This is a genomic window from Pseudoalteromonas piratica, assembly GCF_000788395.1.
In the GTDB taxonomy this organism is placed as follows: domain Bacteria; phylum Pseudomonadota; class Gammaproteobacteria; order Enterobacterales; family Alteromonadaceae; genus Pseudoalteromonas; species Pseudoalteromonas piratica.
This window is the reverse complement of sequence record NZ_CP009889.1, coordinates 1,580,712-1,602,666: the sequence shown is the minus strand read 5'-3', so window position 1 is coordinate 1,602,666 and position 21,955 is coordinate 1,580,712. Positions and strand designations below refer to the sequence as shown.

23 protein-coding genes are annotated in these 21,955 nt (G+C 39.7%); 9 read left to right on the top strand and 14 right to left on the bottom strand.

All coding sequences use genetic code 11. From position 1 onward, the window contains the following. Positions 1-60: 60 nt before the first annotated feature. Positions 61-666 carry a class I SAM-dependent methyltransferase gene (locus tag OM33_RS21800; RefSeq protein WP_199922581.1) on the bottom strand — a complete coding sequence of 202 codons (606 nt, stop codon included), beginning with the start codon at positions 664-666 and terminating at the stop codon, positions 61-63. Between the two features lie 83 nt (positions 667-749). Between OM33_RS21800 and OM33_RS21795 the strand changes: the two genes are divergently transcribed. Beyond that, on the top strand, positions 750-1,157 hold the full coding sequence (locus OM33_RS21795; RefSeq protein ID WP_040136773.1) for a helix-turn-helix domain-containing protein: 408 nt from the start codon (positions 750-752) through the stop codon (positions 1,155-1,157). Between the two features lie 18 nt (positions 1,158-1,175). Here OM33_RS21795 and OM33_RS21790 read toward each other — a convergent pair whose 3' ends face one another. From OM33_RS21790 to OM33_RS21770, 5 genes are all read right to left on the bottom strand, one after another. Then, a complete protein-coding gene (locus tag OM33_RS21790; RefSeq protein WP_040136772.1) occupies positions 1,176-1,973 on the bottom strand; it encodes a PhzF family phenazine biosynthesis protein in 798 nt (265 codons plus the stop codon). Continuing rightward, positions 1,970-2,341 carry a hypothetical protein gene (locus OM33_RS21785; protein WP_040136770.1) on the bottom strand — a complete coding sequence of 124 codons (372 nt, stop codon included), beginning with the start codon at positions 2,339-2,341 and terminating at the stop codon, positions 1,970-1,972. The genes OM33_RS21790 and OM33_RS21785 overlap by 4 nt, the downstream gene beginning before the upstream one ends. An 8-nt stretch (positions 2,342-2,349) precedes the next feature. Next, a complete protein-coding gene (locus OM33_RS21780; protein ID WP_040136768.1) occupies positions 2,350-2,988 on the bottom strand; it encodes a class I SAM-dependent methyltransferase in 639 nt (212 codons plus the stop codon). A 93-nt stretch (positions 2,989-3,081) separates the two neighbouring features. Beyond that, entirely contained in the window at positions 3,082-3,603 is a 522-nt protein-coding gene (locus OM33_RS21775) for a GrpB family protein (RefSeq protein ID WP_040136766.1), read from the bottom strand. A gap of 117 nt (positions 3,604-3,720) precedes the next feature. Continuing rightward, the gene (locus OM33_RS21770) at positions 3,721-4,152 is read right to left on the bottom strand and encodes a GNAT family N-acetyltransferase (protein WP_040136764.1); all 432 of its coding nucleotides are present in this window, start codon (positions 4,150-4,152) and stop codon (positions 3,721-3,723) included. Between the two features lie 239 nt (positions 4,153-4,391). Between OM33_RS21770 and OM33_RS21765 the strand changes: the two genes are divergently transcribed. Next, positions 4,392-5,210, top strand: coding sequence for a transporter substrate-binding domain-containing protein (locus OM33_RS21765; RefSeq protein ID WP_052141265.1), 819 nt, complete (start codon positions 4,392-4,394; stop codon positions 5,208-5,210). Between the two features lie 99 nt (positions 5,211-5,309). Here the strand turns inward: OM33_RS21765 and OM33_RS22290 are convergent, their stop codons facing one another. The 3 genes from OM33_RS22290 to OM33_RS21750 form a co-directional block, all read right to left on the bottom strand. Next, positions 5,310-6,929 (bottom strand): sensor domain-containing diguanylate cyclase, encoded by a 1,620-nt coding sequence (locus OM33_RS22290; protein WP_052141264.1) that lies wholly within the window; start codon positions 6,927-6,929, stop codon positions 5,310-5,312. 128 nt (positions 6,930-7,057) lie between these two features. Beyond that, entirely contained in the window at positions 7,058-7,768 is a 711-nt protein-coding gene (locus tag OM33_RS21755; protein WP_040136761.1) for a hypothetical protein, read from the bottom strand. A 49-nt stretch (positions 7,769-7,817) separates the two neighbouring features. Beyond that, positions 7,818-8,657: a collagenase gene (locus tag OM33_RS21750; protein WP_052141263.1), complete on the bottom strand. Its 840-nt coding sequence runs from the start codon at positions 8,655-8,657 to the stop codon at positions 7,818-7,820. A 408-nt stretch (positions 8,658-9,065) separates the two neighbouring features. Between OM33_RS21750 and OM33_RS21745 the strand changes: the two genes are divergently transcribed. The 3 genes from OM33_RS21745 (at position 9,066) to OM33_RS21735 (ending at position 12,633) form a co-directional block, all read left to right on the top strand. After that, positions 9,066-11,087: an alkyl/aryl-sulfatase gene (locus tag OM33_RS21745; RefSeq protein ID WP_040136759.1), complete on the top strand. Its 2,022-nt coding sequence runs from the start codon at positions 9,066-9,068 to the stop codon at positions 11,085-11,087. A 62-nt stretch (positions 11,088-11,149) separates the two neighbouring features. After that, the gene (locus OM33_RS21740) at positions 11,150-11,914 is read left to right on the top strand and encodes a hypothetical protein (RefSeq protein ID WP_052141262.1); all 765 of its coding nucleotides are present in this window, start codon (positions 11,150-11,152) and stop codon (positions 11,912-11,914) included. Between the two features lie 23 nt (positions 11,915-11,937). After that, positions 11,938-12,633: a hypothetical protein gene (locus OM33_RS21735; RefSeq protein ID WP_052141261.1), complete on the top strand. Its 696-nt coding sequence runs from the start codon at positions 11,938-11,940 to the stop codon at positions 12,631-12,633. Between the two features lie 5 nt (positions 12,634-12,638). Here the strand turns inward: OM33_RS21735 and OM33_RS21730 are convergent, their stop codons facing one another. Then, positions 12,639-13,085, bottom strand: a complete 447-nt coding sequence (locus OM33_RS21730) for a hypothetical protein (protein ID WP_040136758.1) — start codon at positions 13,083-13,085, stop codon at positions 12,639-12,641. Between the two features lie 538 nt (positions 13,086-13,623). Here OM33_RS21730 and OM33_RS21720 point away from each other — a divergent pair. The 3 genes from OM33_RS21720 to OM33_RS21710 all read left to right on the top strand — a co-directional run bounded on the left by OM33_RS21720 (position 13,624) and on the right by OM33_RS21710 (position 15,258). After that, positions 13,624-14,034, top strand: a complete 411-nt coding sequence (locus OM33_RS21720) for a GNAT family N-acetyltransferase (protein WP_040136753.1) — start codon at positions 13,624-13,626, stop codon at positions 14,032-14,034. Between the two features lie 41 nt (positions 14,035-14,075). After that, positions 14,076-14,495: a hypothetical protein gene (locus tag OM33_RS21715; RefSeq protein WP_040136751.1), complete on the top strand. Its 420-nt coding sequence runs from the start codon at positions 14,076-14,078 to the stop codon at positions 14,493-14,495. 124 nt (positions 14,496-14,619) lie between these two features. Further along, positions 14,620-15,258 carry a glutathione S-transferase family protein gene (locus OM33_RS21710; protein WP_040136749.1) on the top strand — a complete coding sequence of 213 codons (639 nt, stop codon included), beginning with the start codon at positions 14,620-14,622 and terminating at the stop codon, positions 15,256-15,258. 79 nt (positions 15,259-15,337) lie between these two features. Here OM33_RS21710 and OM33_RS21705 read toward each other — a convergent pair whose 3' ends face one another. The 3 genes from OM33_RS21705 to OM33_RS21695 form a co-directional block, all read right to left on the bottom strand. Continuing rightward, positions 15,338-17,314, bottom strand: coding sequence for a TonB-dependent receptor plug domain-containing protein (locus OM33_RS21705; RefSeq protein WP_040136747.1), 1,977 nt, complete (start codon positions 17,312-17,314; stop codon positions 15,338-15,340). A gap of 79 nt (positions 17,315-17,393) precedes the next feature. After that, positions 17,394-17,750 (bottom strand): hypothetical protein, encoded by a 357-nt coding sequence (locus OM33_RS21700; protein ID WP_040136745.1) that lies wholly within the window; start codon positions 17,748-17,750, stop codon positions 17,394-17,396. A 129-nt stretch (positions 17,751-17,879) separates the two neighbouring features. Continuing rightward, positions 17,880-18,860, bottom strand: a complete 981-nt coding sequence (locus OM33_RS21695; protein WP_040136743.1) for a helix-turn-helix domain-containing protein — start codon at positions 18,858-18,860, stop codon at positions 17,880-17,882. Positions 18,861-19,739: 879 nt separating this feature from the next. On the opposite strand from OM33_RS21695, the gene OM33_RS21685 reads away from it, so the two are divergent. After that, on the top strand, positions 19,740-20,420 hold the full coding sequence (locus OM33_RS21685) for a hypothetical protein (protein WP_040136739.1): 681 nt from the start codon (positions 19,740-19,742) through the stop codon (positions 20,418-20,420). Positions 20,421-20,486: 66 nt separating this feature from the next. On the opposite strand, the gene OM33_RS21680 is transcribed toward OM33_RS21685, so the two are convergent. Further along, the gene (locus OM33_RS21680) at positions 20,487-21,716 is read right to left on the bottom strand and encodes a glycerophosphodiester phosphodiesterase family protein (RefSeq protein WP_040136738.1); all 1,230 of its coding nucleotides are present in this window, start codon (positions 21,714-21,716) and stop codon (positions 20,487-20,489) included. Between the last annotated feature and the right edge of the window lie 239 nt (positions 21,717-21,955).

Genomic DNA, 21,955 nt, shown 5'->3' with positions numbered 1-21,955 from the left:
TTCCTTTTGCGTATTAAAATAAATGGCATGAACGCCTTTGTATCATTTTAGAGTACTGATTTATATCGCTTTTTTAGCAATTACTTGCAACACTGACGCATTACCTGTGTGAAACTTGCCTTCAATGACACTGCGTTCTATTTCTTGCAGTAACTTGAAATCGAGTCCCTTTAATTCACGTTTAGCTTGCTCTTTGGTAAGCATGGTTGAGACATCATTACCGCCACCGGTCGCAAATTTAATTTGCTCTGGCGTATAAGCCTCCATTAAAAAAGTACCATTTGGCTTTAAACTTTTTACCACTTTTTGATGCAAGTGATGCCGTTCTGTTTCTGCGAGTGGTGAGAATATCGACACCACACTGTCCCAGCGGTTTTCACCAAGATCAAATGTGGTCAAATCGGCATGAATAAATTCAATTTCCACACTATTTATGGCAGCTAAATGTTTTGCTTTTTTAATTCCCTCAACAGATGCATCAACGGCAACCACCTTAAAACCTTGCTTTGCTAAAAATACAGCATTGCGACCTTCACCTTCGGCTAACGTGAGCAATTTACCTTGCTTAAGTTGTGCAATCTGCTGTTGTAAAAAGGTATTTGGCTGAGTGCCATACGCATATTCCTGTTCTGCAAATCGCACATCCCACATATTATCAAATGTCATTATTTACGCCTGTGTTGTTAACGAATAGAATAAGTCTATTACTTCAAGTCGACTTTAAGTCAAGTGTTGTAGGAAGGGTATTAATGGATATTGCAGAAGTGGCAAAGCAGTCAGGGCTTAAGCCTTCTACACTGCGCTATTATGAAGAGAAAGGACTTATTCGCTCAGCAGGGCGCAATGGTTTGCGCCGTTATTATGACAAGCAAGTGATCGAAAAATTAGCGCTGATTAATTTGGGGCGCTACGTGGGGTTATCGCTCGATGAAATTGCTAAAATGCTATTGCCAAATGGTGTTGAGGTGAATCGTTCATTATTGCTAGAAAAGGCAGATGAGCTTGATAAGCAAATAAAATCGATGACTGCGATACGCGATGGTTTAAGGCACGCTGCTGAGTGTAGCGCGCCTCATCATTTAGTTTGTCCTACGTTTCAGCGTTTTTTAAACCTTGCAGGTAAACGCCTAAAAGCTAAGCCGAACAAGCTGAAGTGATGTTAATGCGGAACTTATTTAAACTGTAATGGTGCCTGAAAGGTATTGCACTGCATCACCTGATATTTTTACACGCTCATCGCTTACTTCACAGTACAAAATGCCACTGCGTTTTGATGCTTGCAGCGCCACAATCTGTTGCTTATTAAGTTTCTCAGCCCAGTAAGGTGCGATGCCTGTGTGAATAGAGCCGGTTACAGGGTCTTCATCACCGCCATTGGCTGGCCAAAAATAACGTGATGCGCAATCAAAGTCTTTACTTGGTGCACTCACCGTAACATCAAAAGGGGCCAGCTGTTTGAGCTTGTCAGAATCGGTGGTGATCGCATTGATAGTCGCTTCATTATCATAAATGGCGAAGTAAGCTTGATTGTTTTTAAGCACCTCAATAGGCGGGTGTGAAAGCCCCTCAAGCAAAGCTTTGGGAATGTCGCTGGTGGCAACAAGCACTGGTTGGCGATTTGGAAAATCCATTTCAATGCGGCCAAGGGCGTTTTTAACGATAGTCATTTCGCCTACCGCACTTGCGAAAAATTTAAGCTTTGATATTTCAGGGTGCTTCGAAAATAAAACAAAGGCGGAAGCAAGTGTTGCGTGGCCACAAAAATCAATCTCAGTGAGCGGTGAAAACCAGCGAATATGAAAAACACCTTTGCTATCTTTTACTAAATATGCGGTTTCGGATAAATTGTTCTCGCTCGCAATGGCCTGCATTTTGTGTTTTGGCAGCCATTCAGTTGTGATGATTACAGCCGCAGAATTGCCTTTAAACAGCTCATTTGTAAACGCATCAACTACGTGCATTTCAAGTTTCATGATTGTCCTTTCTCGTAAATTTTTTGCTTTATCAGCTCACTGGTAAGTGGTTCACCTTGCCAGATAAATACTTTGCTTGCACCAGCGCCTAACCCAAGCTCAAGTAAAATACGCTCTTCAATTTCACATAAACCACCGTCGTTGAGTACTTGTTGATGCATTACTAATGTAAGGCTTTGCAGCAATGATTTGCTTTGTACGCGGCTGATGGCTTCTTTTAACTGAGCTTCGCAAGTTTGAAAATGTGCGATAGCTAAACGCGCATTAGAAAACGCGCCAGTGATCACTTCCTGCTTGTTAGCGTCAAAGTTATCAATCGTGATGTGATCTTTATTTATGGTGACGTAGAGCACGTGTTGGTTAAACATAGTACTTCCTATTGCGCGCGTTTTTTAGCGTAAATGAAGAGATCGGTATCAGGTGTTGTTGCATCTGAATTCATCACTTTACGGTCAACCTTAATAATATCAAACGCATATTTTTCAAGCATGGCTGCAAGGTCACTAAAGGTATGATAGTAAATGTACATTTGATCGCCCTTGCTGGATGTTTGCAAGCCTGAGCGAGCACTTTCACCTTCCATAGTGCTGATATGGAAAAGGCCACCCACGTTCAAACACTTCGACACTTCTTTAATCAGATTTTCAACTTCTTGGCTATTTAAGTAAGGTGTGCAAAAGCCGCTAAATACAGCGTCATAGTGATGATTTAAATCACTTAGATTACGTGAGTCCATCACTTTAAAGTGAGCTGTTGGATTATTCGCTTTGGCAAGTTCAATCATATTGGGTGCCAGATCTATGCCTGTGATCTGAAGATCGCTTCGTTTATTTAGCAGGTATCGAGTTACATTACCGGGGCCGCAACCAATTTCGAGTACGCTAGCGTTTTTGGTGTTTAATAACTGGCAAAAGGTATCGTAACTATCAAAGTAATGGTCGAAGTCCATATACTTATCTTGATATTGCTTTGCTAAACGATTAAATGTATCGACTGAGAGGGCGTTATTATCCATTATTTTCCTGTTATTAATAGCGCTTAAACTAATCGCTTAAAGGTAAAAGTCACTAACTATGGTTAGCTTAAAACAAAGTGTTGAGTGATATTCTTAACATTTAATTTGATTTGCCCACTTTACTGCATTTGCTAAATGCTCAGCAATAAAATCATTTTTCATTTCGCAATATAACGCACTGTTATTGTTACAATTTGTTGCAGCATTAAGTTTTACTTTTGCATAGTCGTTAGCGATTGACGGAAATGCAATAAGGTAGTCGCGAAAAACACGGTGCTTAAAGAGTTGTTCATCCCCTTTTACAAACGCATGGATATGATGACTGCGATTATCTCCACCTTTTTGGTAATAGCGGCGGCCAGTAATGCCATTCTCACCTTTGGCTTTGTATCCAATGTGTTGAAGCGCTTCGTTGCACGTATCGAGCACATCGAGCGAGTTTACTTCCAGTAAAATATCAATAACCGGTTTTGCTGCTAGATTTGGCACAGCTGTACTGCCAATATGATCAATTGCAATTAAATTGCTAGAAAGAATTGAGGTGATTAACGCAGCATCATTTTTAAATTGTGAAGCCCAACTTGGGTTGTAAGGTAAAACCTCGATTTTCCGCATGGTCTATTCCATTTATTATTGTTTGATTGCGGCGTAAAACGCAAAAGCCCAAAGTTATTAGCTTTGGGCCTTAGTTCTCACAAAGTGTTTACGCCAAACCGAGCTATTCACAATGGTTTATAACGTCATATGCAATATTGGAAAAGGTTTACCCATATCATCTAGTGGCGAACGTGATGTAATACAAAAGCCATGATGTTGGTAAAAACCAACTGCACTTGGATTTTGTTCGTTAACATCTACTTTAGTGGCCGCTAAATGATCCTTGGCGAATTTTAGTAATGCTGAACCAATGCCTTGGCCGCGTGCTGCATTTAGCACAAACAGCATTTCAATTTTGTTTTGATGAACGCCAATAAATCCTAATATTGCACCCACATCATTTTTAATACACTTTAGCGTTACCACTGGAAACGCGTGCTCTAAAATAATGGGTTTAAAAAACGCAATGTCTTCTTCTGTAATAAAGTCATGCGTTGCTCGGACTGAGTTTTCCCAAACGTCGAGCATTTCAGCATAGTCGCTGGGAAGCACATTATCTACAATCATGGTTTTTCTCTTTGTGACTGAAAGTGTTGTGCAGCCGCGGGTTAGCAATTTAGCAAAGATGTTTTTAGAAAGCCATGGGGTGCCATTTTCTCCTTGTGCATAAATTGAGAAAGTAGGTCAGATATTTTTTAATACCATCAAAGCATAAGCACTTAATTTAATAGTAAAAATAAATATTACTGAAAATTTTCAACGTGATAGCCTAAACTTAGTAAGTGGTTGTATTAGAGGCGAGAAAAGTGCGAATTTTGTTACTTGTATTGCTGCTCCCCACGTATTGCCTTGCTGGTGTGATTAACTGGATTGTGGTTGATTATCCTCCTTATTATATTTTAGAAGGCGATTTTTCGGGCCAAGGACGAGATGAGCTAGTAATTGACTTAGTGTCAGCGAATTTAGTTGGATATCAATTTAAACGGCATGTTATGCCGGCAAGTCGCGCGGTAAAAGCAATTAATAAAGACGACGAAGTTTATTGTATGGCGTCGCTTTATCGCAATGATGAACGTAGAAAATTCATACGTTTCACCGATGAGTACTCAACATTAGGGTTATCTCCTGCTATTGCAATGCGAAAAACAACGGCAGAAAAACTTGGGTTAGACAGTAAAAGCCCTGTGTCTTTAACGCGTTTGATTTTAAATCATGGTTTAACAATTGGAACTACGCTTAATCGCTCTTTTGGAAAAGAAATTGATGAAATTATTGCTTTATCACCTGAGCCACAAGTTTCAGCGCGTGCAGGGCGCGATACGCTTGAAAGTTTAACGTATATGCTGATGAAAGGTCGCGTTGATATTATTGTAGGTTACCCTAGTGAGCATACTTTTTTAAAAACTACGATGGATAAACAAGATTCGCTTATTCAGCTGAGTGTATTGGAAGCGAAAGCGGTTTCTAAGGGCTATATTGGTTGCAGTAAAAATGCCCAAGGCGATGAAACAGTAAAAGCAATCAATAATGTTTTGAATAATGTTAATCAAAGCGAGCAGTTTAAAGCGGTCATGTTACGCTGGTTACCGGAAAATATGGCACCTACTTTAACGCCTTATTTATAAAAGGGCCTAGCAATTTCACCTCAGTTGTTAGCCCTCCAAATAATTTCTACTTAATAATGTCCAAGTAGTTTCCAAACACATTTATTAACTTTTACTAATCTAAACAGCATGTTGATGGGGCGTTATGGAGAAACTGACAACGCGGTTACGACCTTGCTCTTTGGCTTTATAAAGTGCGTTGTCTGCCTGGTGAAACAGGGTCTCAATGGTAAAATCACGAAACAATTCGCAGCTTGTTACGCCAAATGATGCCGTTAGATAGGAAGAAACCGATGAATGCTGGTGTTCAATATTGAGTGCTTCAATTGACTCACACATTGTTGAGGCAAGCGTTTGAGCATCATGAAGACTGGTATTAAGTAACACGATTGCGAACTCTTCCCCCCCATAGCGTGCAACAATGTCGGTTTTGCGTTGAACATGCTTTTTGAGTGACTTGGCAACACTTTTTATTGCTAAATCACCTTGTTGATGGCCGTAGTGATCATTATATTTTTTGAAAAAATCGATATCTAACATGATGACACTGATAGGCATATCTTGTTCAGTGGTGTGTGCTAAAACTTGCATCATTGCTCTTCGGTTTGCAATGCCAGTGAGAGGATCGGTATCGCTTAAGCGTTTAAGTTGTCGATTATTTCGTTTCAGCGCGGTTTGTTGCACGTTTACTTTGCTAAATAAAATATCAATGAGGTACGCTAGACGGCCAATTTCATCAGCCCGTTCAATATGTGTTGATAGCTTATAATCACCTCTGTCCATGACTTCTTTAACGGTGCTTCGCAGCTTTCTAAGCGGTAAAATAATCATGATGGTCAAGATAAAATAAATCACCAATAAAATAAGCAATGACATTACAAGGGCAATGACCATAGAAGTTTCAAAAAGGTGATCGTTGAACATACGTTCTGGTTTCGGGTAGCTAAGCACGAGTGCAGGTTGATTAAAAACATCGTTAAATATTACGTTAATATTCGATTGCTCGTTGCGTATGCTATTTACTGTGTCGACCTCGCTAAAAGCGATGAGCGGGCTAACCTTAGATGCTTGTGAAAATGATAACGAGGTAACAGGTGCTTGAATAATTTCAGACAGTTGTTGCTCTATTTTGCTATCAAAATAGCTCCACACAAACATGGTACCTGCAAGTTCTCCCATACCAGAGGAAGGTAAAACACTGCCACTCATAAACAGCACTAATTTACCGTTAATATTGATAAACCCTTTTTTAAATAACACTTGATTATTATTGGCGGCAAGTTCTTGTGGGCTTATTAACAGTTTATTTTTTAGTGGGTCTGCTAGTACGTTAAAAGGGGAGTGAGCTAATGGGGTATTTTGTTGATCAATAGCAAGCTCTGCAATTAGGGCCTGCTTACTGTCAAAAAAGCTCATTCCGTTAATTTTAAGTGAGACGAATGACTTTGGAATAAAATAGTTTTCATTTAAGTACTCTACGTCGCTGTTGATTACGACGTTATAAAGCTCATCCCAAACGGCATTATCATAAACTAACATCTCAAGTTCGTTAAATACACGTGCCAGGGCGGAATTGAGCTGGTAAATATCTTTTCTATCTTTTTCTAATTCAAGAGCAATTAATTGTGGAATTGTCCAATGTTGTCTTATAACCAAATGCACACTGGTGAACGCAAGTAGCATCATGATAAAGACTAACAGTAACTTTATTCTTAAACTTCGCGCTACAAAATTGAACATTGGCTTACCTATAGTGAGTACATGAGAAAGTCATTAAGTTATGAGCAACACTTTACTCACAAGTATAGGTAAGGATTAACTTTTGCGCTTAGTGAGAATTCGAAAATCTGATCAGTTTAGTTCCCTATTTAAAATCTAGATACTTGTTTTGTATTGGCAAACTTTATCTGTTCAGCCAATGAGTTATCCTGACACGTGAATAAATCTGAAAAATGCCATGTAATTTCATGTGGGCTATTTTGAACATCAACTAATACTAAGGTAAGCGTATTCAGCGACTGCTTTTGTTGATCATTTAAATGGCATACATTAGCTGATAATTGACGCTCGATATTGTGTACTGTGTTTGTGCCAATAATGTCATTGAATACGGCCATTTTGGCGTTGCGATATTGATTGTTTATTTTTGCTTTGGAAAATGTCAGTTCGCTTAACTGATGGCGCAAACTGGTAAGTTGCTCTGCATTACTATTACCTTTCTCGATTGCTTTAATTTTTCTTTCTAATTGATATACGTGATGAGATAGGGTTTTAGCTTCATGTTGGGCTGCGTGAAATGACGCTTTTTTTTCTTCTGATGCTAAATTGAGTAATTGTTTATTAAGCTGTTCAGTCGTCGCTAATTCTGCGAAGTTAATGATGAATGTGGTCCCCGTAAATGGGTTGTAATGCCCCTTTACACTGACAATAGGTTGGCGTAAGTCAGGGTTTTCGGAAGTTTGGCTTTGACTTAAGCTGTGCTCAATTGCATTTATTATGGGTTTTGGATTAAGTGTTTGTGCGATACATGGCATGCTACTAAGTAAACCAACCGCAATGAGAAATGCGTATTTTTTCATAGATACTCCAATGAAAACTCACATCCTTGTGATTTTAATGAATTTGGTATTAATTACCTGCTAATGCTACTAGCCAGTTTTGCCATTGTTGTTCGTTATTTGCAGCTGTGTCTGCCAGAATTGTTTGATATTCTGCCCAATTTCCATCACGCGCCGCAGTACGAATATTTCGAACTTGATCCATATGATTCTCAAACATAAAGCGTGCGCCAAGATAACCCCAGCGGTAAATTTCATCACTCGTATTTGAATAGTTAGTATTAAAGACTTGATCTAAAGTGCGGTCTTGTAGGTTACCTTGGACTAATGCAATGGCATCCTGGTTGTTATCTTTAAGTGAAATGTATTCGGCTAATCCTTCACTCCACCACACAGTATTTTCAGGATAGTCTGAGAAGTTACCCTTTAAATCAAAACGACCATCTAAATAATGAACATATTCATGCTCTAAATTCCAAATTGCAAATTCAGGGCGAAGCCAATCCGCTTCATGAGCATAAAATGTGGCTTGGTTATTTGGGTCTTCAGCATTGCCTTCGATGTACATGCCACCATTATTAGTATTAATACCAAAGAAGCGATAGCCGTAGCGATCGTATTGACGGTAATTATCAAAAATAACCATTAAAAGATCTTCGTTTAAATCTCCTGCTACAGGTTGATAACCCGTTTCTAATCGTTGATGGAAGTATTCTTCTTCAGCGCCAACAAGTGCACAACTGTCTATAAACTGTTGTTGTGTCATATCTTGCGCTTGAAACTTTAAGCTTGGGCTACAAGTGAATTGATGTGGTAATACTGAATCGGGAGTTGGCTTACCTTTTGCGTTTGCAACACTTGAAACGAGAATAGCCGATACTGCAATGGCTAAGGGTGTGATTGTTTTCATTGTTATTTGCTACCTGTTGTTGTGAATGTAAATCAAATGTAAACTATATAAGATATAATGTATACAATTTTATTTTACAGATAAGCAAATTTATCTTTTCTAGTTTTAAAAGGCTTACTAAAAGCGAAACTATTTACTTAAATCAATTAGGAAGTGGGTGTTATTTAATTAAGTGCAATAGTGACGCGTTTCGATTTAAGGTTTTTCAAACCTTGCTTCATTAAAGGTTAATAAACAGTAAGTTAGTTTTTAAGAGACAGAGAAAAACAAGGTGTGTTAATACAGACAGTACAAACACACATTAATGTTAGGCGCACCTATTTGTTTTAAATAATAAATGTACTTTTAGTCTTTTCTTATGATCTATTAGTTGTTTAGTATGGTAAAAATAAAAAAACGGAGAAACTTATGAAACGTAATTTAGTAACAATAAGTATTATTTTAGGCCTTGCAAGTGCAAACATTTCAGCTGATGAACATGCCCTTAATTTAAAAAATGTAAATGGTAAACCAGCAACAGCGGCAACCATCAAAGCAAATCAAGGGCTTGCTAAGCAATTAAACTTTGCTGACACAACAGCGTTCAAAAATGACAGCGCTGGACTTATCGCTGAATTTGACAAAGAAACGGGCGATATTATTCGCAACAGCTTTGATTTTATTGATTTAAACAGTGCTAATGATGCACCAGATACAGTTAATCCATCGCTTTGGCGTCAGGCTGTTTTAAACCAAGGCGCTAAAGGTCTTTATGAAGTACTGCCAGGGAAAGTATATCAAGTACGCGGTGCCGATTTAGCATCTTTAACATTTATTAAAGGTGATACAGGCTGGATTGTTTACGACGTACTTACGGTGAAAGAAGCTGCAGCGCAGGTGCTTAAATTTTTCTTTAACAATGTACCTTCTGGCAAAGAGTTACCGGTTGTTGCAATGATTTATTCGCATTCTCATGCTGACCACTTTGGCGGCGCACGTGCTATTCAAGAAGCCTTTCCTGATGTAAAAGTTTATGGCTCAAAAAATATCACTAAAGAAGCTGTAGATGAAAACGTGCTTGCCGGTAATGCTATGTCACGTAGGGCGGCTTATCAGTATGGTGCAACACTGGGTCGAAGTGAGCAGGGCATTGTTGATGCTGCTTTGGCAAAAGGTATTTCTTACGGTGAAATCACCTACGTAAAACCTGATTATGAGCTAAACCACAAAGGTAAAATTGAAACACTTACCATTGATGGTGTAGAAATGGTTTTCCTTGATGCATCAGGCACAGAGGCGCCATCTGAAATGGTTACTTATATCCCATCAATGAAAGCGCTTTGGACAGGTGAGGTCACTTACCACGGTATGCACAATGTTTATACCTTACGTGGTGCGAAAGTGCGTGATTCACTCAAGTGGTCGAAAACAATTAATGAAATGTTGCACTACTTTGGCGGTGAAGTTGAAACACTGTTTGGCTCGCATTCATCGCCGATTTGGGGTAATGAAGCGATTCAAGATTATCTGAAAATGCAACGCGATGCGTATGGTTTTACACATAACCAAACGTTGCGATTAGCTAACAACGGCTATGTGTTACAAGATCTAGGCGATGCCATTTATGAAGTGATGCCTGAGAGCATTTTCAAGTCTTGGCACACCAATGGGTATCATGGAACTTATTCGCACAATGCGCGTGCTGTGTACAATATGTACTTAGGCTATTTTGATATGAACCCTGCTAACTTAAATCCGTTGCCAACAAAAGCAGAAGCTAAAAAGTTTGTTGAATACATGGGTGGTGCAAAAGAAGTGCTTTCTCGCGCTACAAAAGACTTTAACAAAGGTGAGTATCGTTTTGTTGCTACAGCTTTGAACAAAGTGGTTATGGCTGAACCAGAAAATATGTTAGCACGTAGCCTTCTTGCAGATACTTATGAACAACTTGGTTATCAAGCTGAGGGCGCAGGTTGGCGCAATATTTACTTAACGGGTGCTCAAGAACTGCGTTTAGGTAAAGTGTCACCTGGCGCACCGAAATCCGCTTCGGCAGATGTGGTATCTGAAATGGATGTGGGTATGTTACTTGATTTCATTGCTGTTCAAGTAGATTCGTTAAAAGCGCAAAATACGCCTTTTACACTGAGCGTGAACTTAAAAGGTACTGATGACTATTACTATGTAGAAATGTCTAACGGAAACTTAAGTAATATCCAATTAGATAAGCCAAAAGCGGCTGACGCAGAATTGGTATTAGACGATGCTGCATTTAAACAAATTTTATTTGGTCAGGCTAAGCTTCAAGAATTAGTCGATCAAAAGAAAGTTGAATTTAAAGGTGACATAACCGTTGTTGAAAAGCTAACAAGCTCGCTTGTAGAGTTTAACCCTGCATTTGAAATTGTGCCTTTTAGCAATAAGCAAGTAGATAGCAAATTCTACAAATAATATCTACTATCTCAAGGGCAGCTAATTAGCTGCCTTTTTAATAGACAGAGGAAAAGTCGAAAATGCAAAAACACGCGTTCGTTCTCATGTTATTCGCAATGATTGGTTTTTCAGCAAACGCTGAAGAGCAAGAGCTACAAGATATGTCAGACCCTTTGGCTGTTTATACGCAAGCCGGTGTCGGGCTGACAGATAAAGGGTTTAACCTCAAAGTAGGGCAAACTTATGAGACTGGCAGTGATATCACTATGGGAATGAATATCATCGAGCTAAAGGGCATTGCTGGCGAGTTGTTAGGTATCCGCGATAATGAAAAGCCACTATTTAATTCGGTTGATAATTCAATTGATGGGTTCCGATTTCGTAACTTCAGTGTGAATACTGAAAATGGTCGTGGCACACAAGTTGATGTAAACGCAAATATCGATAAAGAAACCTTAGATACTTCTTATAGCTTTATTCAAGCCCTACCAAAATTTTCCATCTTTCAGCTTTATCCTTTGGCTGGTGTCGGTTTAACAGTAGAGAATGATAAAGACGACGGCTATAAAATACCCGGTGCATTTGCTGCCATTGGCTTTTACGGAAAAATTACTATTAGCGATAAAATTTGGCTTAATTACAATCCACTTTGGCTCACTACAGTTTCAGGAAGTGATCGTTATAAAGACACTTATTATGCTGGCGATAGCCAGATTTTAACGCATGAGTTTGTCGCCTCTTATCAACTTAGCCCAAGAGCAAATATTCGTTATTTTGCTAACTGGAATAAAGCAGTTGATTTAGCGGATGGGGATCATCGTATCGAGTTTAATTACCAACTTTAAATAAAACAGGAAAAGGACAAAAAATGAAAAAGGTATTGTTAACATTATTTTCGATGTGCTATTTGGCGGGTGTGCAGGCTGATACTATCACCTTAACCGATGGGCAAGTGCTCAATGGCAAAGTAATTTCACAAGATAATGGCAAAGTAGTTTTTGAGTTAGCCGGTCAGCAATTGGAGTTTAGCCAAGATAAAATTCAATCACTTCAGATAGATAAGCCACAAGCGCAAGGTGGCGAACTAATTGTGCCTGCAGGCACGCGAATTATGGTTCGCACATTAGAAACGATAAATAGCAAAAATAGCGCGGTCGGAAAAAAATTTACAGCGAGCTTAGAGGCTGACTTAGTTGCAAATGGCGTAACAGTCGCACCTAGAGGTGCAACTGTGTATGGCGTTATAACGGATTCAAATCAATCGGGTCGGCTTGCAGGCAAGTCTTCACTTACTTTTACATTCACTGACATTATGATTGATAATCAACTGCATACGATAAAAACCTCTGCTGCGCAGGCTGTCACTGAAGGCACGGGCAAATCTACTGTTGGACGAACGGCACGATTAGCGGCAATTGGTGGTTTAGCTAATGGCTCTAAGGGAGCGAAAGATGGTGCTAAAGTAGGTGCGGGGATTTCGTTACTTACCCGGGGAAATACGGTTAATATTCCAAATAATACGTTGCTGGAATTCAACCTAACCGCACCATTTAGCAAACAATAATAACGCTAAAATGACTTTTTCAGCGTGGCTAAGCTTGGCTTATCACGCTTTATTTTTGCTAGTTGCGTATTCACTTGTTCCTTTTCATTTTTGCTAAGTTGACCATAGAGTTTAGGGTATGGCCAACCATATCCCCAGCGAAATGTGGTTGGAAAAAAAGGTGAACCACCGACACGTACTCCCGCGAGCATTAAATTTGCGATTTGCTTTTCGCCTACCTTCGCAACACACTCTTTTAGGGCAATATCAGCGTCTTTGCGCTGCTGATAAGTACCACCTTGCCAATACGCGAGGTCATGAGACACGCAACAACTTAACCACAGTGTATTTTGTTCAAAAGTGCCATCTGGGAAAGCACTGCAGCCGTCACTGGTAAAAGGTTTTAGTTGGTTGGCAAAGGCAGGACTTATAAAAAATATTGAAGCAAAAATTAAGATTTTAAGCGACTTCATGGGTCTTCAGATACGTTGATTGTGCAATTAAAAGAATGGCTAGCATAACAGAAAGTAACCTTGATAAAACATGCCTCCATGAAATCAACTTTATTTTTGTTGTTAACCTTAATATTTGGTAACAATTCACTAAAAACTAATTTGCTGACAATGCCTTACAAAACATGATATAAATTTCCCGAAAATAGGGAAAATGGTGTTCGAAGTGAAATCAGAAAGAGAAAGTGTCGCAACCGCACTGTGTTTTGTAATTGGATTTTTGTTTCTATCTACTGGTGCATATGATTTTGTTTATAACGGCCTGCACCTAATCGACTTAGTAACCCTTTTTTCAATTTTTCTTATTTTAGTTAGCCTTGGTCTTGCCCCCAAATTCTTTTTTACCCCATTAAATCAATTGTTATCTTCTTCGTTTAGATTGCCAACACTCATAAAAAGTACAGTGCAAAAAACGTTTCTTTTTGCAGGCGTGAGTTTATTTTTAGTTTGTTTTTTTTGGCAAAACCTATCTAGCTAGCAATGTATTTGGGGGAACAAGATGTCATTCACTAAACATTATCAAGCTCCCAATATTACTGATTTTATGGCGATCAGAAATAAAGTGGGATGGCAAAACCCCGCGCAATCAGTTGTCGCAAAAAGCTTAGAAAACTCGCTATTTCATATTTGCATAGAAATAGATAACACCTTAGTCGGCTATGGCAGGGTTGTTGGCGATGGTGCAATGTATTTTTACTTACTAGATATTGTCGTTGACCCCGACTTTCAAAGCGCAGGAATTGGTAAAAGCCTAATGCAAGAGATTGAACGCTATTTGAGTAAGCAGATAACTCCAGGAGCGACAGTTGGTTTATTAGCCGCTCATGGAAAAGAGGCGTTTTATCAGCAATTTGGTTATCAACCTCGGACAGGTGAGCCGCTTGGTTTAGGTATGTGTAAGTTTATATAAAACCTGGTAACTGCATAAATGTTTTAAAGGATGGGAAGTAAATGAATAAATACTTAGTTATTGGCGGCTCGTTAAGTGCTTTTGCTGCGCTATTGCACTTAGGGTGTATTTATTTTGGTGCACCTTGGTATCGTTTTTTTGGCGCTGGTGAAGAGATGGCACAACTTGCCGAAAAAGGCAGCATCCAGCCAACAATCGTCACCAGCGTTATCTTTATTATTCTTACAACGTGGTCAGCATATGCATTTTCCGCTGCTGGGCTTATCAAAAAATTACCATTGATTCGCTTAGCGTTGATTTTAATCTCCTTTATCTATTTGGCGCGTGGGATAGCGGGCTTTTTTTTGATTTATCAACCTATGGGAAGAAGTGCTGAATTTTGGCTTTGGAGTTCAACCATTTGTTTAACAATCGGTTTGATTCACTTATTCGGTTTAAGGCAGCAATGGGCCAAATTGTAGCCTTTGATATTTCTGTAGTCGCACTAATCGACTTATGTCGTAATGCTTAATTAGTTCCAGTTATAAACTCGTATATTTCTAACTATATGGTTTAAATTTTTTATTCATTTAAAAGGAATGTTCTGTGTATCAGTTATATTATTATCCGCTTAATGCCAGTATGGCACCGCATTTTATACTTGAAGCGTTAGGCGTAGAGTATGACTTGATTAAAGTAGACAGAAAAAGTAATCAACAAAAATCATCAGAGTATTTGGCATTAAACCCTGCGGGGCGTATTCCCACCTTAATTGATAACGGCACTGCCATTTTTGAAAGCCCTGCTATTTGCATTCACTTAGCTGAAAATCACCCAGATGTTAATTTGATCCCGCCATTAGGTGATAGTAACCGCCCGGTATTTTTTCAGTGGATGATGTACTTAACCAATACAGTTCAAGCTGAACTTATGGTGTATTTTTACCCTGAAAAACACACCCTAGATGCACAGCAAACAGCACAAATTGTTGAGGCGCAAGAATCCCGCATTACCGATATGCTCGCGCTGCTTGATAATGAACTAAAACATAAAAATTATTTGATTGGGCAAAGTGTGACTGCCTGTGATTTTTTCTTATTTATGTTGTGTGTCTGGGTGGATGAATTTAAAAAGCCACCGCTTGCGTTTAATAACCTAGGGCGTTTTTTAAAAAATCTCGCACAGCACAGTGCAATTAAAACCGTGTGTGAAAAAGAAGGGTTAAGCCTTCTTGATTATCAATAGTCGCATGTGATTCTGGTTTTAATTTACAAAAACGTAGCAAAGCAAGCCTTAGGCTTGCTTTGCAACGCGAAGTTAAGGTTTAGTGACCAAATTTAATTCGAATGCCCGCATTAACCGTAAAGCCATCATTGCGAGACCAAATATCAGTCGTCCAACGCCCGCTTGGGTCTTGCTGTGGTAGTAAGAGCGAGTCCGTTTTTGTTTGACGTACATTGAGTAAATTTTCTGCATTTAAAAAGTAACTTACTCTGCCAATGGTAATTTGACCTAAAAGGCCTAGGTGCCAATATGCCTCACTCTTGTCGCGGTATGGGTTATTTTCTAAATGTTGTGTGCCTGTATAGTAAGCTTCAAACCCGACTAAATGACTACCATGCTCTTCCCACATAATAACTGCACCTGCAGAATGCTTGGGGGTTAAATCAAGCGGTACACTCCACATGCCATTACTATTTTGTTTACTGGCATCAAGATACAAGTAGCTGCCGGTCAGTTTTATATCGTGCCAGCGATAGCGCAGTAATAACTCTGCACCATGAATATCAGTTTGTCCTTCGGCATTTGTAATGCGTACCGTTTTACCACCAAATTCCTCAGGGTTGATGGGCTGTAATTCGGTGACATTATCGATTTCAGAGGAAAACAAAGTAACACTCGACTCAATGTTATTAAGGGTGTAACTAATATCAATGGATGCGGTTGATGCGGTTTCTTCTTGCAGGTTTTTAAGCGGTGCTAAACGCGATAAACCAGTATCGTCAATGTCTTCAATAAACGGCGTAGGGGCAAAGAACCCTTTTCCGTATGAGCCGCGAATAGTCCAGTTTTCAGGGCGATAGAGTATGGATGCGCGCGGGCTAAATTGGGTGCCATATTCGCTGTGCCAATCGTTGCGCGCACTCAGTGACATCGACACATCATCTGTTGCATCATAATCAATTTGAGAGAATAACCCGGGTACATGATAGCTGTAGTTAAACATAGCGAAGTCATCAGACTCAAATCTGTCTGATTGATATGCTGTGCCTACAAGCCATGCAAGAGAGTCAGCGTAGCCAGAGACACTTGATTCAAGTAAATAGCTTTTGTGACTGTCGTCTTCCAATACTGAGCCATACACATGTTGATGATCTTGCTGCATTGCAGAGCCGCGAATATTGAGGTTCATCTCATCACTCAGTGGGCTATCAAAGATAAAACCGGTGTCGAGTCTTTGTGTATCTTGGTTTTGTGCATACGGATTACCATCTGGCATCACTGCGCCTTGTTTTGTACCGCCTTCACGAGTTTCGTGCATCGCACCAACTGTTACATACAGGTTAGCTCCGTGCTCGCTCTCCCAATACATGCGCGGTCTGACAGTGGCACGCTGATACGCTGCCATATCTAACCAGCCGTCGTTATCTAAGTCTTGCTGCTGTTGATTGTGCACGCCAGCGGTAACTGACACACGGGTTTTATCGTTCACTGGTGCAGCAAAATAGGCTGTAATATCTTGCCCGTCTTTTGAGGTGGCGTTCAGTAATACCTCGCCTTCAAATTCATCGTTTGGTGTACGCGAAATTAAATTGATAACGCCGCCCAACGCTGAACCGCCATAAAGCGATGAGGCTGAGCCTTTTATAATTTCCACATTAGCTAAATCGGTGGGCGGGATCTGTAATAAACCAATAGAGGCAGTTTGACCACCGTAAAGTGGTAAACCATCGCTTAATAACTGGGTGTAACGGCCGAACAGCCCTTGTAAACGAATATTCGCGCTGCCAAGCGCAGGCGATGTGTTTTGCACGCGTACGCCACCTGTTTCGGCCACCAACATTGAAATATTACCTGGGCGCATCAGCGCTTTTTCTTGGATTTCTTCGCCGTTTATTAGCTCAATACGGGTTGCAGATTCCGTGACGATGCGACCTAAACGGGATGCGGTCACTTGGATTTTTTCAATTGTCTTTTCGCCATGCTCGTGATGATGCTCATCATGATGGCCTTCACCAGCAACTAAAAGTGATGGCGATAGCATTAGCGCGAGTGCTAAACGTGATTTTTGTGTGTACATTTTTACCTCAAATATATGCCGTGCACGCCTAAAAAGTGTGCATTAAAACCTTTTGTAACGGATTTTAAAGGGACTAACCCTAGGCACTAAAAATGGGAGGTCTAAATGGGGACTCTATTCGGTTGAGCGGTGAGCTCATATAGTGTTGGTGGAACGTGTTATTAATGAGCTGCACAGGATGCTGTGCCAGCGGTGACAAATATAAAAATGATGCGCAGGTATTGGCTGGGCAAATACAGTCGCTTTCGCAGCATTCAACATCGCAGCAGTCGTCGCTCTCTTCGCTTCCGTTGGACGTGGCATCAATTTGCGAGCTAATAGTGTGAGTGTCATTAAGTGACTCTACCGATAGCGCATAATGGTTTGCCACTGCTTGCCCAGTAAAGGCAAATAACAATGTTATTAATAAAACCAATTGTACGAATGGCTTAAACATATCACTCTCACATTAAATTGAGCTGTATTCTAAAAGGCTTTATGAAGAATGTGAAGTTTCTCTATGAATGCTGCATATTTTAAAGCATGCAACCAGCTTGGTGATTAAACAGGTTGCATGCTGTGAATACTAATCAGAGTCTTTGCTTATTAAGCCCATTAACCCCACCAGGGCGGCAAATAGCACGGCTGCTACAGGCCAAATAATCCAAGTAACGCCCCAGTTCATTGTCCATAAGCTCCATGCTAGGAAAATAGCGACCACTAAGGGCCAATAAAATGGTGCAAGTTTTAAGGCGTTGCGTTCACTTTGGGTGAGTTCGCGGTTTTTATCCCCTTCGTTTAATACGTGTTTATAGGCTTCAACCTCACTTGCTGCGGGAATAACAATCCACAAACCGAGCGTCACTAAAAACAATAAGACGGCAAGCATAAGCAAAGTGATATCAGCGCGACCAACTAGCATGACTGCTAAGAGCAAGGGGATGGTGCTGCAAATAAACAGGGTAACTGCTAAAGATACTTTATTGTTATAACTAGGTGTTAAGTTATCAAGTCGTTCAGCACATGCGCTATGAACACCATACATCAGCTCAAATTTTCCTTTTTCGATAGGCGCGAGCCTACGTTCAAAGCGATTTGTATTAATAACAAGTCTTACACCTGCTGCAATCATTAAGAAAATTGCGATAATGCCAATCACGGTTGCTACTTGTTTATTAAGTGCAATGCTTGGGGTATTTGAAAGTGCTAATAGAAAGAAAAGTGGTACTGCGGAACAAACAAAACATGCCACACCTTTCGCTGTTAAAATAGCCTGTTCTTTTTTCGATTTAATAAAATCGAGTGCCTGCTCAAGACTTACTTGGGCAAGGTTGCTATTCGTTTCTTCTGTGAGATGTTGAACTGTTTCGATTTCGTCTTTTAACAAAAAGTCGGTTGAGACATTAAACAGCTCAGCCAGTTTGATAATTTTGTTTAAATCGGGAATGCTGTTAGTGCTCTCCCACTTAGAAACCGATTGGCGTGATACGCCCATTTTTTCAGCTAATTCTTCTTGTGACCAGCCCAGTTGCTTTCTGCATTGTGAAATTTTCTCTGATAGGATCATGTTACTTTCCCTTTGTTGTAGATTTCGCTACAGACTAGGTTTTACGGCGGTTGCACACTAGCAAGTGGACATGGAATGTTGTCAACTGGCAGTTGCATTTGCTTATTTTTATTAAAAAGTAAGCAAATATCTGCTGTATTGTTTTTCTTTTATACTTGATGAGTGTCTTATAAGTATTTCAAAAAGTCATTAGCAAATTACACAGCTATTTGTGAAAAATGCACTTAATTAAGCCAATTATAAAAAGTGATAGTGCGCGATTATTTAGTATTTGTGCAAGCAACGAAAGCGGATTTTAATCTCATAAAAAAGGGCTTTAATGGTGCTATGTTTTATAATTTTATTCAAAGCGCCATTAGGTTCAAAAAGCAACACATGAAAAAATGCCCTCATTGCCAGCATAAATTAAACCCTTTTAAATTATCGTTCGCAGCGTTTCCTTTGTACTTTAAATGTGAAAACTGCAACACACGACTAAGACTAAAGCGAGTTAAACTGTTTTGGCTAGCCTACTTATTCTACAGTGTGATGATTCTGCCAATCACTCTTTATACCCCGTTTATTGTTCACAATAACCTTGGTGTGCCTGTGATCATTATTGGTGCATTTGTGCTTTACTATTTCGTTGCTAACCACCTACTAAAAAAAGACAATATAACGTCTTAACACATTAATAATAGCTGCGTTGCAATCACTCACTAAAGTTGTTGGATAGATACTCTCACTGTGTATTACCTTAATAAAAAGCGTACTTAAAATTTGAGTGAATTACACCTTTATATTGTCGACAGTATTATGCATATAAATCGTTAAAATGCGATTTTTGGCATGCTTTAAATTAATATTGTCGACAATGTTAAGTCTTAAGGGTGAGCTGAGATGCTTTATAATCTGTTTGGTACTCTGAATACAGTGTTTATTATTGTCAGTGTGTATGGTGTTTATTCGCAACTCAAAACCATTTGGCATCGTAAACAGTCTGCGCAATCGACATGCTCACCTACAGCGTTACTATCACTTAATCAGTTTTCTGTGAGTTTTTTAGCGTATTTATCGTTTTTTATTTATGGTTACTCCATCGAACCATTTAATCATTATATTGTGTGGCCGAGGCTTGTGGCATCTCTGCTCGTGTTGGGTATTTTGATTGAAATTTGGCGCGACCGAAAGACACCTCTAGCATTTTTTAGTATGGGGATGGCGTCAATGTGTTTAGTGGCGGCACTGATTGGATTGTGTGTTGGCGATACGATTGCTGATCACGGCAAGTATATTTCTACCGCCATTATTTTATTCGTATCCGTATTAATTGCGCAGGGCTATGCGCACCAAATTAGTGTGATTGTCCATTCTGGTTCTACCGGCGCGGTAGATTTAAAAATGAGTCAGTTTATTTTGATGATGGATATCTCAACCATTGCTTTCGCGCTCAGCATGGGGTTAAACCAAGGTTGGCCGTTATTAGTATTGGCTCTCACGAGCGCTATTACTAAGTTAATTATTATGTACTTGTTTCGCTGGGTTAAGTTAAGTCCAATTGCAAAAGCACGGCGCACTTAACCAATTATTCTGTGTGATTAAAAAGCAAAGTAATGGCCATTAATTTTACTCTTTAACGGCTCTAATTTAACTGCGCGCTAACACGCAGTTACTATAAAATGTGGTGGTCGCAGGCCAATCACTGAACACCCCAATTACACCGACTTGTTTGGCCAGGAAGTCCAGCAACTCGAAAGCAAAACCTTCATTTTTGATGGCATCTTTCACTGATTGATAATAAAAGCCACCGCCTTGAGTAAGCAGCCCTGATCGTTCTAATGTCCATGTGATTATCTTGAGCCCAGCTTTTTTTGCCTCAATGGCATAGGCGGATTCAATCAGCTGATTGTTTTCATCTAAACTGACTAATACCCAAAGGGGAGGGGCAATTATATTAATGCCCATAGCTTTTAAATCAGTCATGCTGTGCTGCCATGTTTCGGGGTTATTATGATTAAAACCGCTTTGTTCATAGCCACCGTCTAAATACACCGCTTGTTTGGCAAATTCTGGATGGTGTTGAATCCAATACTTTAAATCGCCAAGTTCAAACGATTGCACAAACACATCACTTGGAGAAATACCTGCTTTTTTGTATTCATTGATAAGCTGTTTTGCGTATTCAGTTTGTGACATATGCTCAAACGGCATCGTAACTTTCGGCTGCTTAAGTTCTGGTGTCATTTTTACCCCTAGGCGTTTAAATAACGCAATACTTTGCTGGTGAGTCATCAAAGTGCCTGTCGCGGAATAAAAATCAGTGCGCCAATTAGGTGTGCCTGCAAGGTATTCTTCTGGTGTTTTAGCATACACATTGGCACCATCCATTTTGCCAGATAGTTGTAAAAACTCGGCTTGTGTAAAATCTGATGTGCAACATTCAACCGACGCTTTTTTGCCAAGGGTTTTGTCCCCAGGAGTGAAGGGAACACGGCACTTTTTTGCGAGTGCCGGCTTAGCAAGTACGTTGGTGGTTTGATGTAAATCACATTGCGAATGACGACATACCAATGCTTTGTCTTTGGTAAATGTGACATCACATTCCAAAATGCCTGCCCCCATTTTCGCAGCAGCTAGGTAAGATTCTTTAGTATGTTCCGGGAATTGCAGTGGCGCGCCGCGATGGCCGATAGAAAAATCAGATTTTTCAAAGTGCTCACCCTTACAGGTTTGTAACACTGTTTTAAGTGCAGAATTCTCCATTTGCGAAATCAAATAGTGAGGGCGCACCCCGACTTCTACCTCAGAATCATTGGCATCTGACATGCTTTGGCAGCCGCTAAGTAGCACAATGAGTAAAAAAATGAATGCCCGCATAAATAGCCCTCGAAATGCAATGATATTATTTAATCATAGTTAAATGACAAAGTGTTGAAACAACAAGTCATTTTGGCTGGCGTCTTATTCTTAAGCAGAGATTTTACAGCAATAAATTACCTTTCAGAGAAGGGGAATAATCAAGTGTATATTGCGTAGTCAAAATTTAAGTACTTAATCTATAAACTTTTATTTTATGAAATGCCCATTGATTTAGATCCTTTTGCTATAGTGAGTAT

Excerpts from the sequence above, each read along its gene's own strand:
- OM33_RS21705 (WP_040136747.1), bottom strand. The coding sequence starts at position 17,314 with ATGTACACACAAAAATCACGTTTAGCACTCGCGCTAATGCTATCGCCA.
- OM33_RS21775 (WP_040136766.1), bottom strand. The coding sequence starts at position 3,603 with ATGCGGAAAATCGAGGTTTTACCTTACAACCCAAGTTGGGCTTCACAA.
- OM33_RS21740 (WP_052141262.1), top strand. The coding sequence starts at position 11,150 with ATGCAAAAACACGCGTTCGTTCTCATGTTATTCGCAATGATTGGTTTT.
- OM33_RS21730 (WP_040136758.1), bottom strand. The coding sequence starts at position 13,085 with ATGAAGTCGCTTAAAATCTTAATTTTTGCTTCAATATTTTTTATAAGT.
- OM33_RS21745 (WP_040136759.1), top strand. The coding sequence starts at position 9,066 with ATGAAACGTAATTTAGTAACAATAAGTATTATTTTAGGCCTTGCAAGT.
- OM33_RS21770 (WP_040136764.1), bottom strand. The coding sequence starts at position 4,152 with ATGATTGTAGATAATGTGCTTCCCAGCGACTATGCTGAAATGCTCGAC.
- OM33_RS21695 (WP_040136743.1), bottom strand. The coding sequence starts at position 18,860 with ATGATCCTATCAGAGAAAATTTCACAATGCAGAAAGCAACTGGGCTGG.
- OM33_RS21680 (WP_040136738.1), bottom strand. The coding sequence starts at position 21,716 with ATGCGGGCATTCATTTTTTTACTCATTGTGCTACTTAGCGGCTGCCAA.
- OM33_RS21800 (WP_199922581.1), bottom strand. The coding sequence starts at position 666 with ATGACATTTGATAATATGTGGGATGTGCGATTTGCAGAACAGGAATAT.
- OM33_RS21750 (WP_052141263.1), bottom strand. The coding sequence starts at position 8,657 with ATGAAAACAATCACACCCTTAGCCATTGCAGTATCGGCTATTCTCGTT.
- OM33_RS21715 (WP_040136751.1), top strand. The coding sequence starts at position 14,076 with ATGAATAAATACTTAGTTATTGGCGGCTCGTTAAGTGCTTTTGCTGCG.
- OM33_RS21685 (WP_040136739.1), top strand. The coding sequence starts at position 19,740 with ATGCTTTATAATCTGTTTGGTACTCTGAATACAGTGTTTATTATTGTC.
- OM33_RS21780 (WP_040136768.1), bottom strand. The coding sequence starts at position 2,988 with ATGGATAATAACGCCCTCTCAGTCGATACATTTAATCGTTTAGCAAAG.
- OM33_RS21790 (WP_040136772.1), bottom strand. The coding sequence starts at position 1,973 with ATGAAACTTGAAATGCACGTAGTTGATGCGTTTACAAATGAGCTGTTT.
- OM33_RS21735 (WP_052141261.1), top strand. The coding sequence starts at position 11,938 with ATGAAAAAGGTATTGTTAACATTATTTTCGATGTGCTATTTGGCGGGT.
- OM33_RS21795 (WP_040136773.1), top strand. The coding sequence starts at position 750 with ATGGATATTGCAGAAGTGGCAAAGCAGTCAGGGCTTAAGCCTTCTACA.
- OM33_RS22290 (WP_052141264.1), bottom strand. The coding sequence starts at position 6,929 with ATGTTCAATTTTGTAGCGCGAAGTTTAAGAATAAAGTTACTGTTAGTC.
- OM33_RS21785 (WP_040136770.1), bottom strand. The coding sequence starts at position 2,341 with ATGTTTAACCAACACGTGCTCTACGTCACCATAAATAAAGATCACATC.
- OM33_RS21720 (WP_040136753.1), top strand. The coding sequence starts at position 13,624 with ATGTCATTCACTAAACATTATCAAGCTCCCAATATTACTGATTTTATG.
- OM33_RS21700 (WP_040136745.1), bottom strand. The coding sequence starts at position 17,750 with ATGTTTAAGCCATTCGTACAATTGGTTTTATTAATAACATTGTTATTT.
- OM33_RS21755 (WP_040136761.1), bottom strand. The coding sequence starts at position 7,768 with ATGAAAAAATACGCATTTCTCATTGCGGTTGGTTTACTTAGTAGCATG.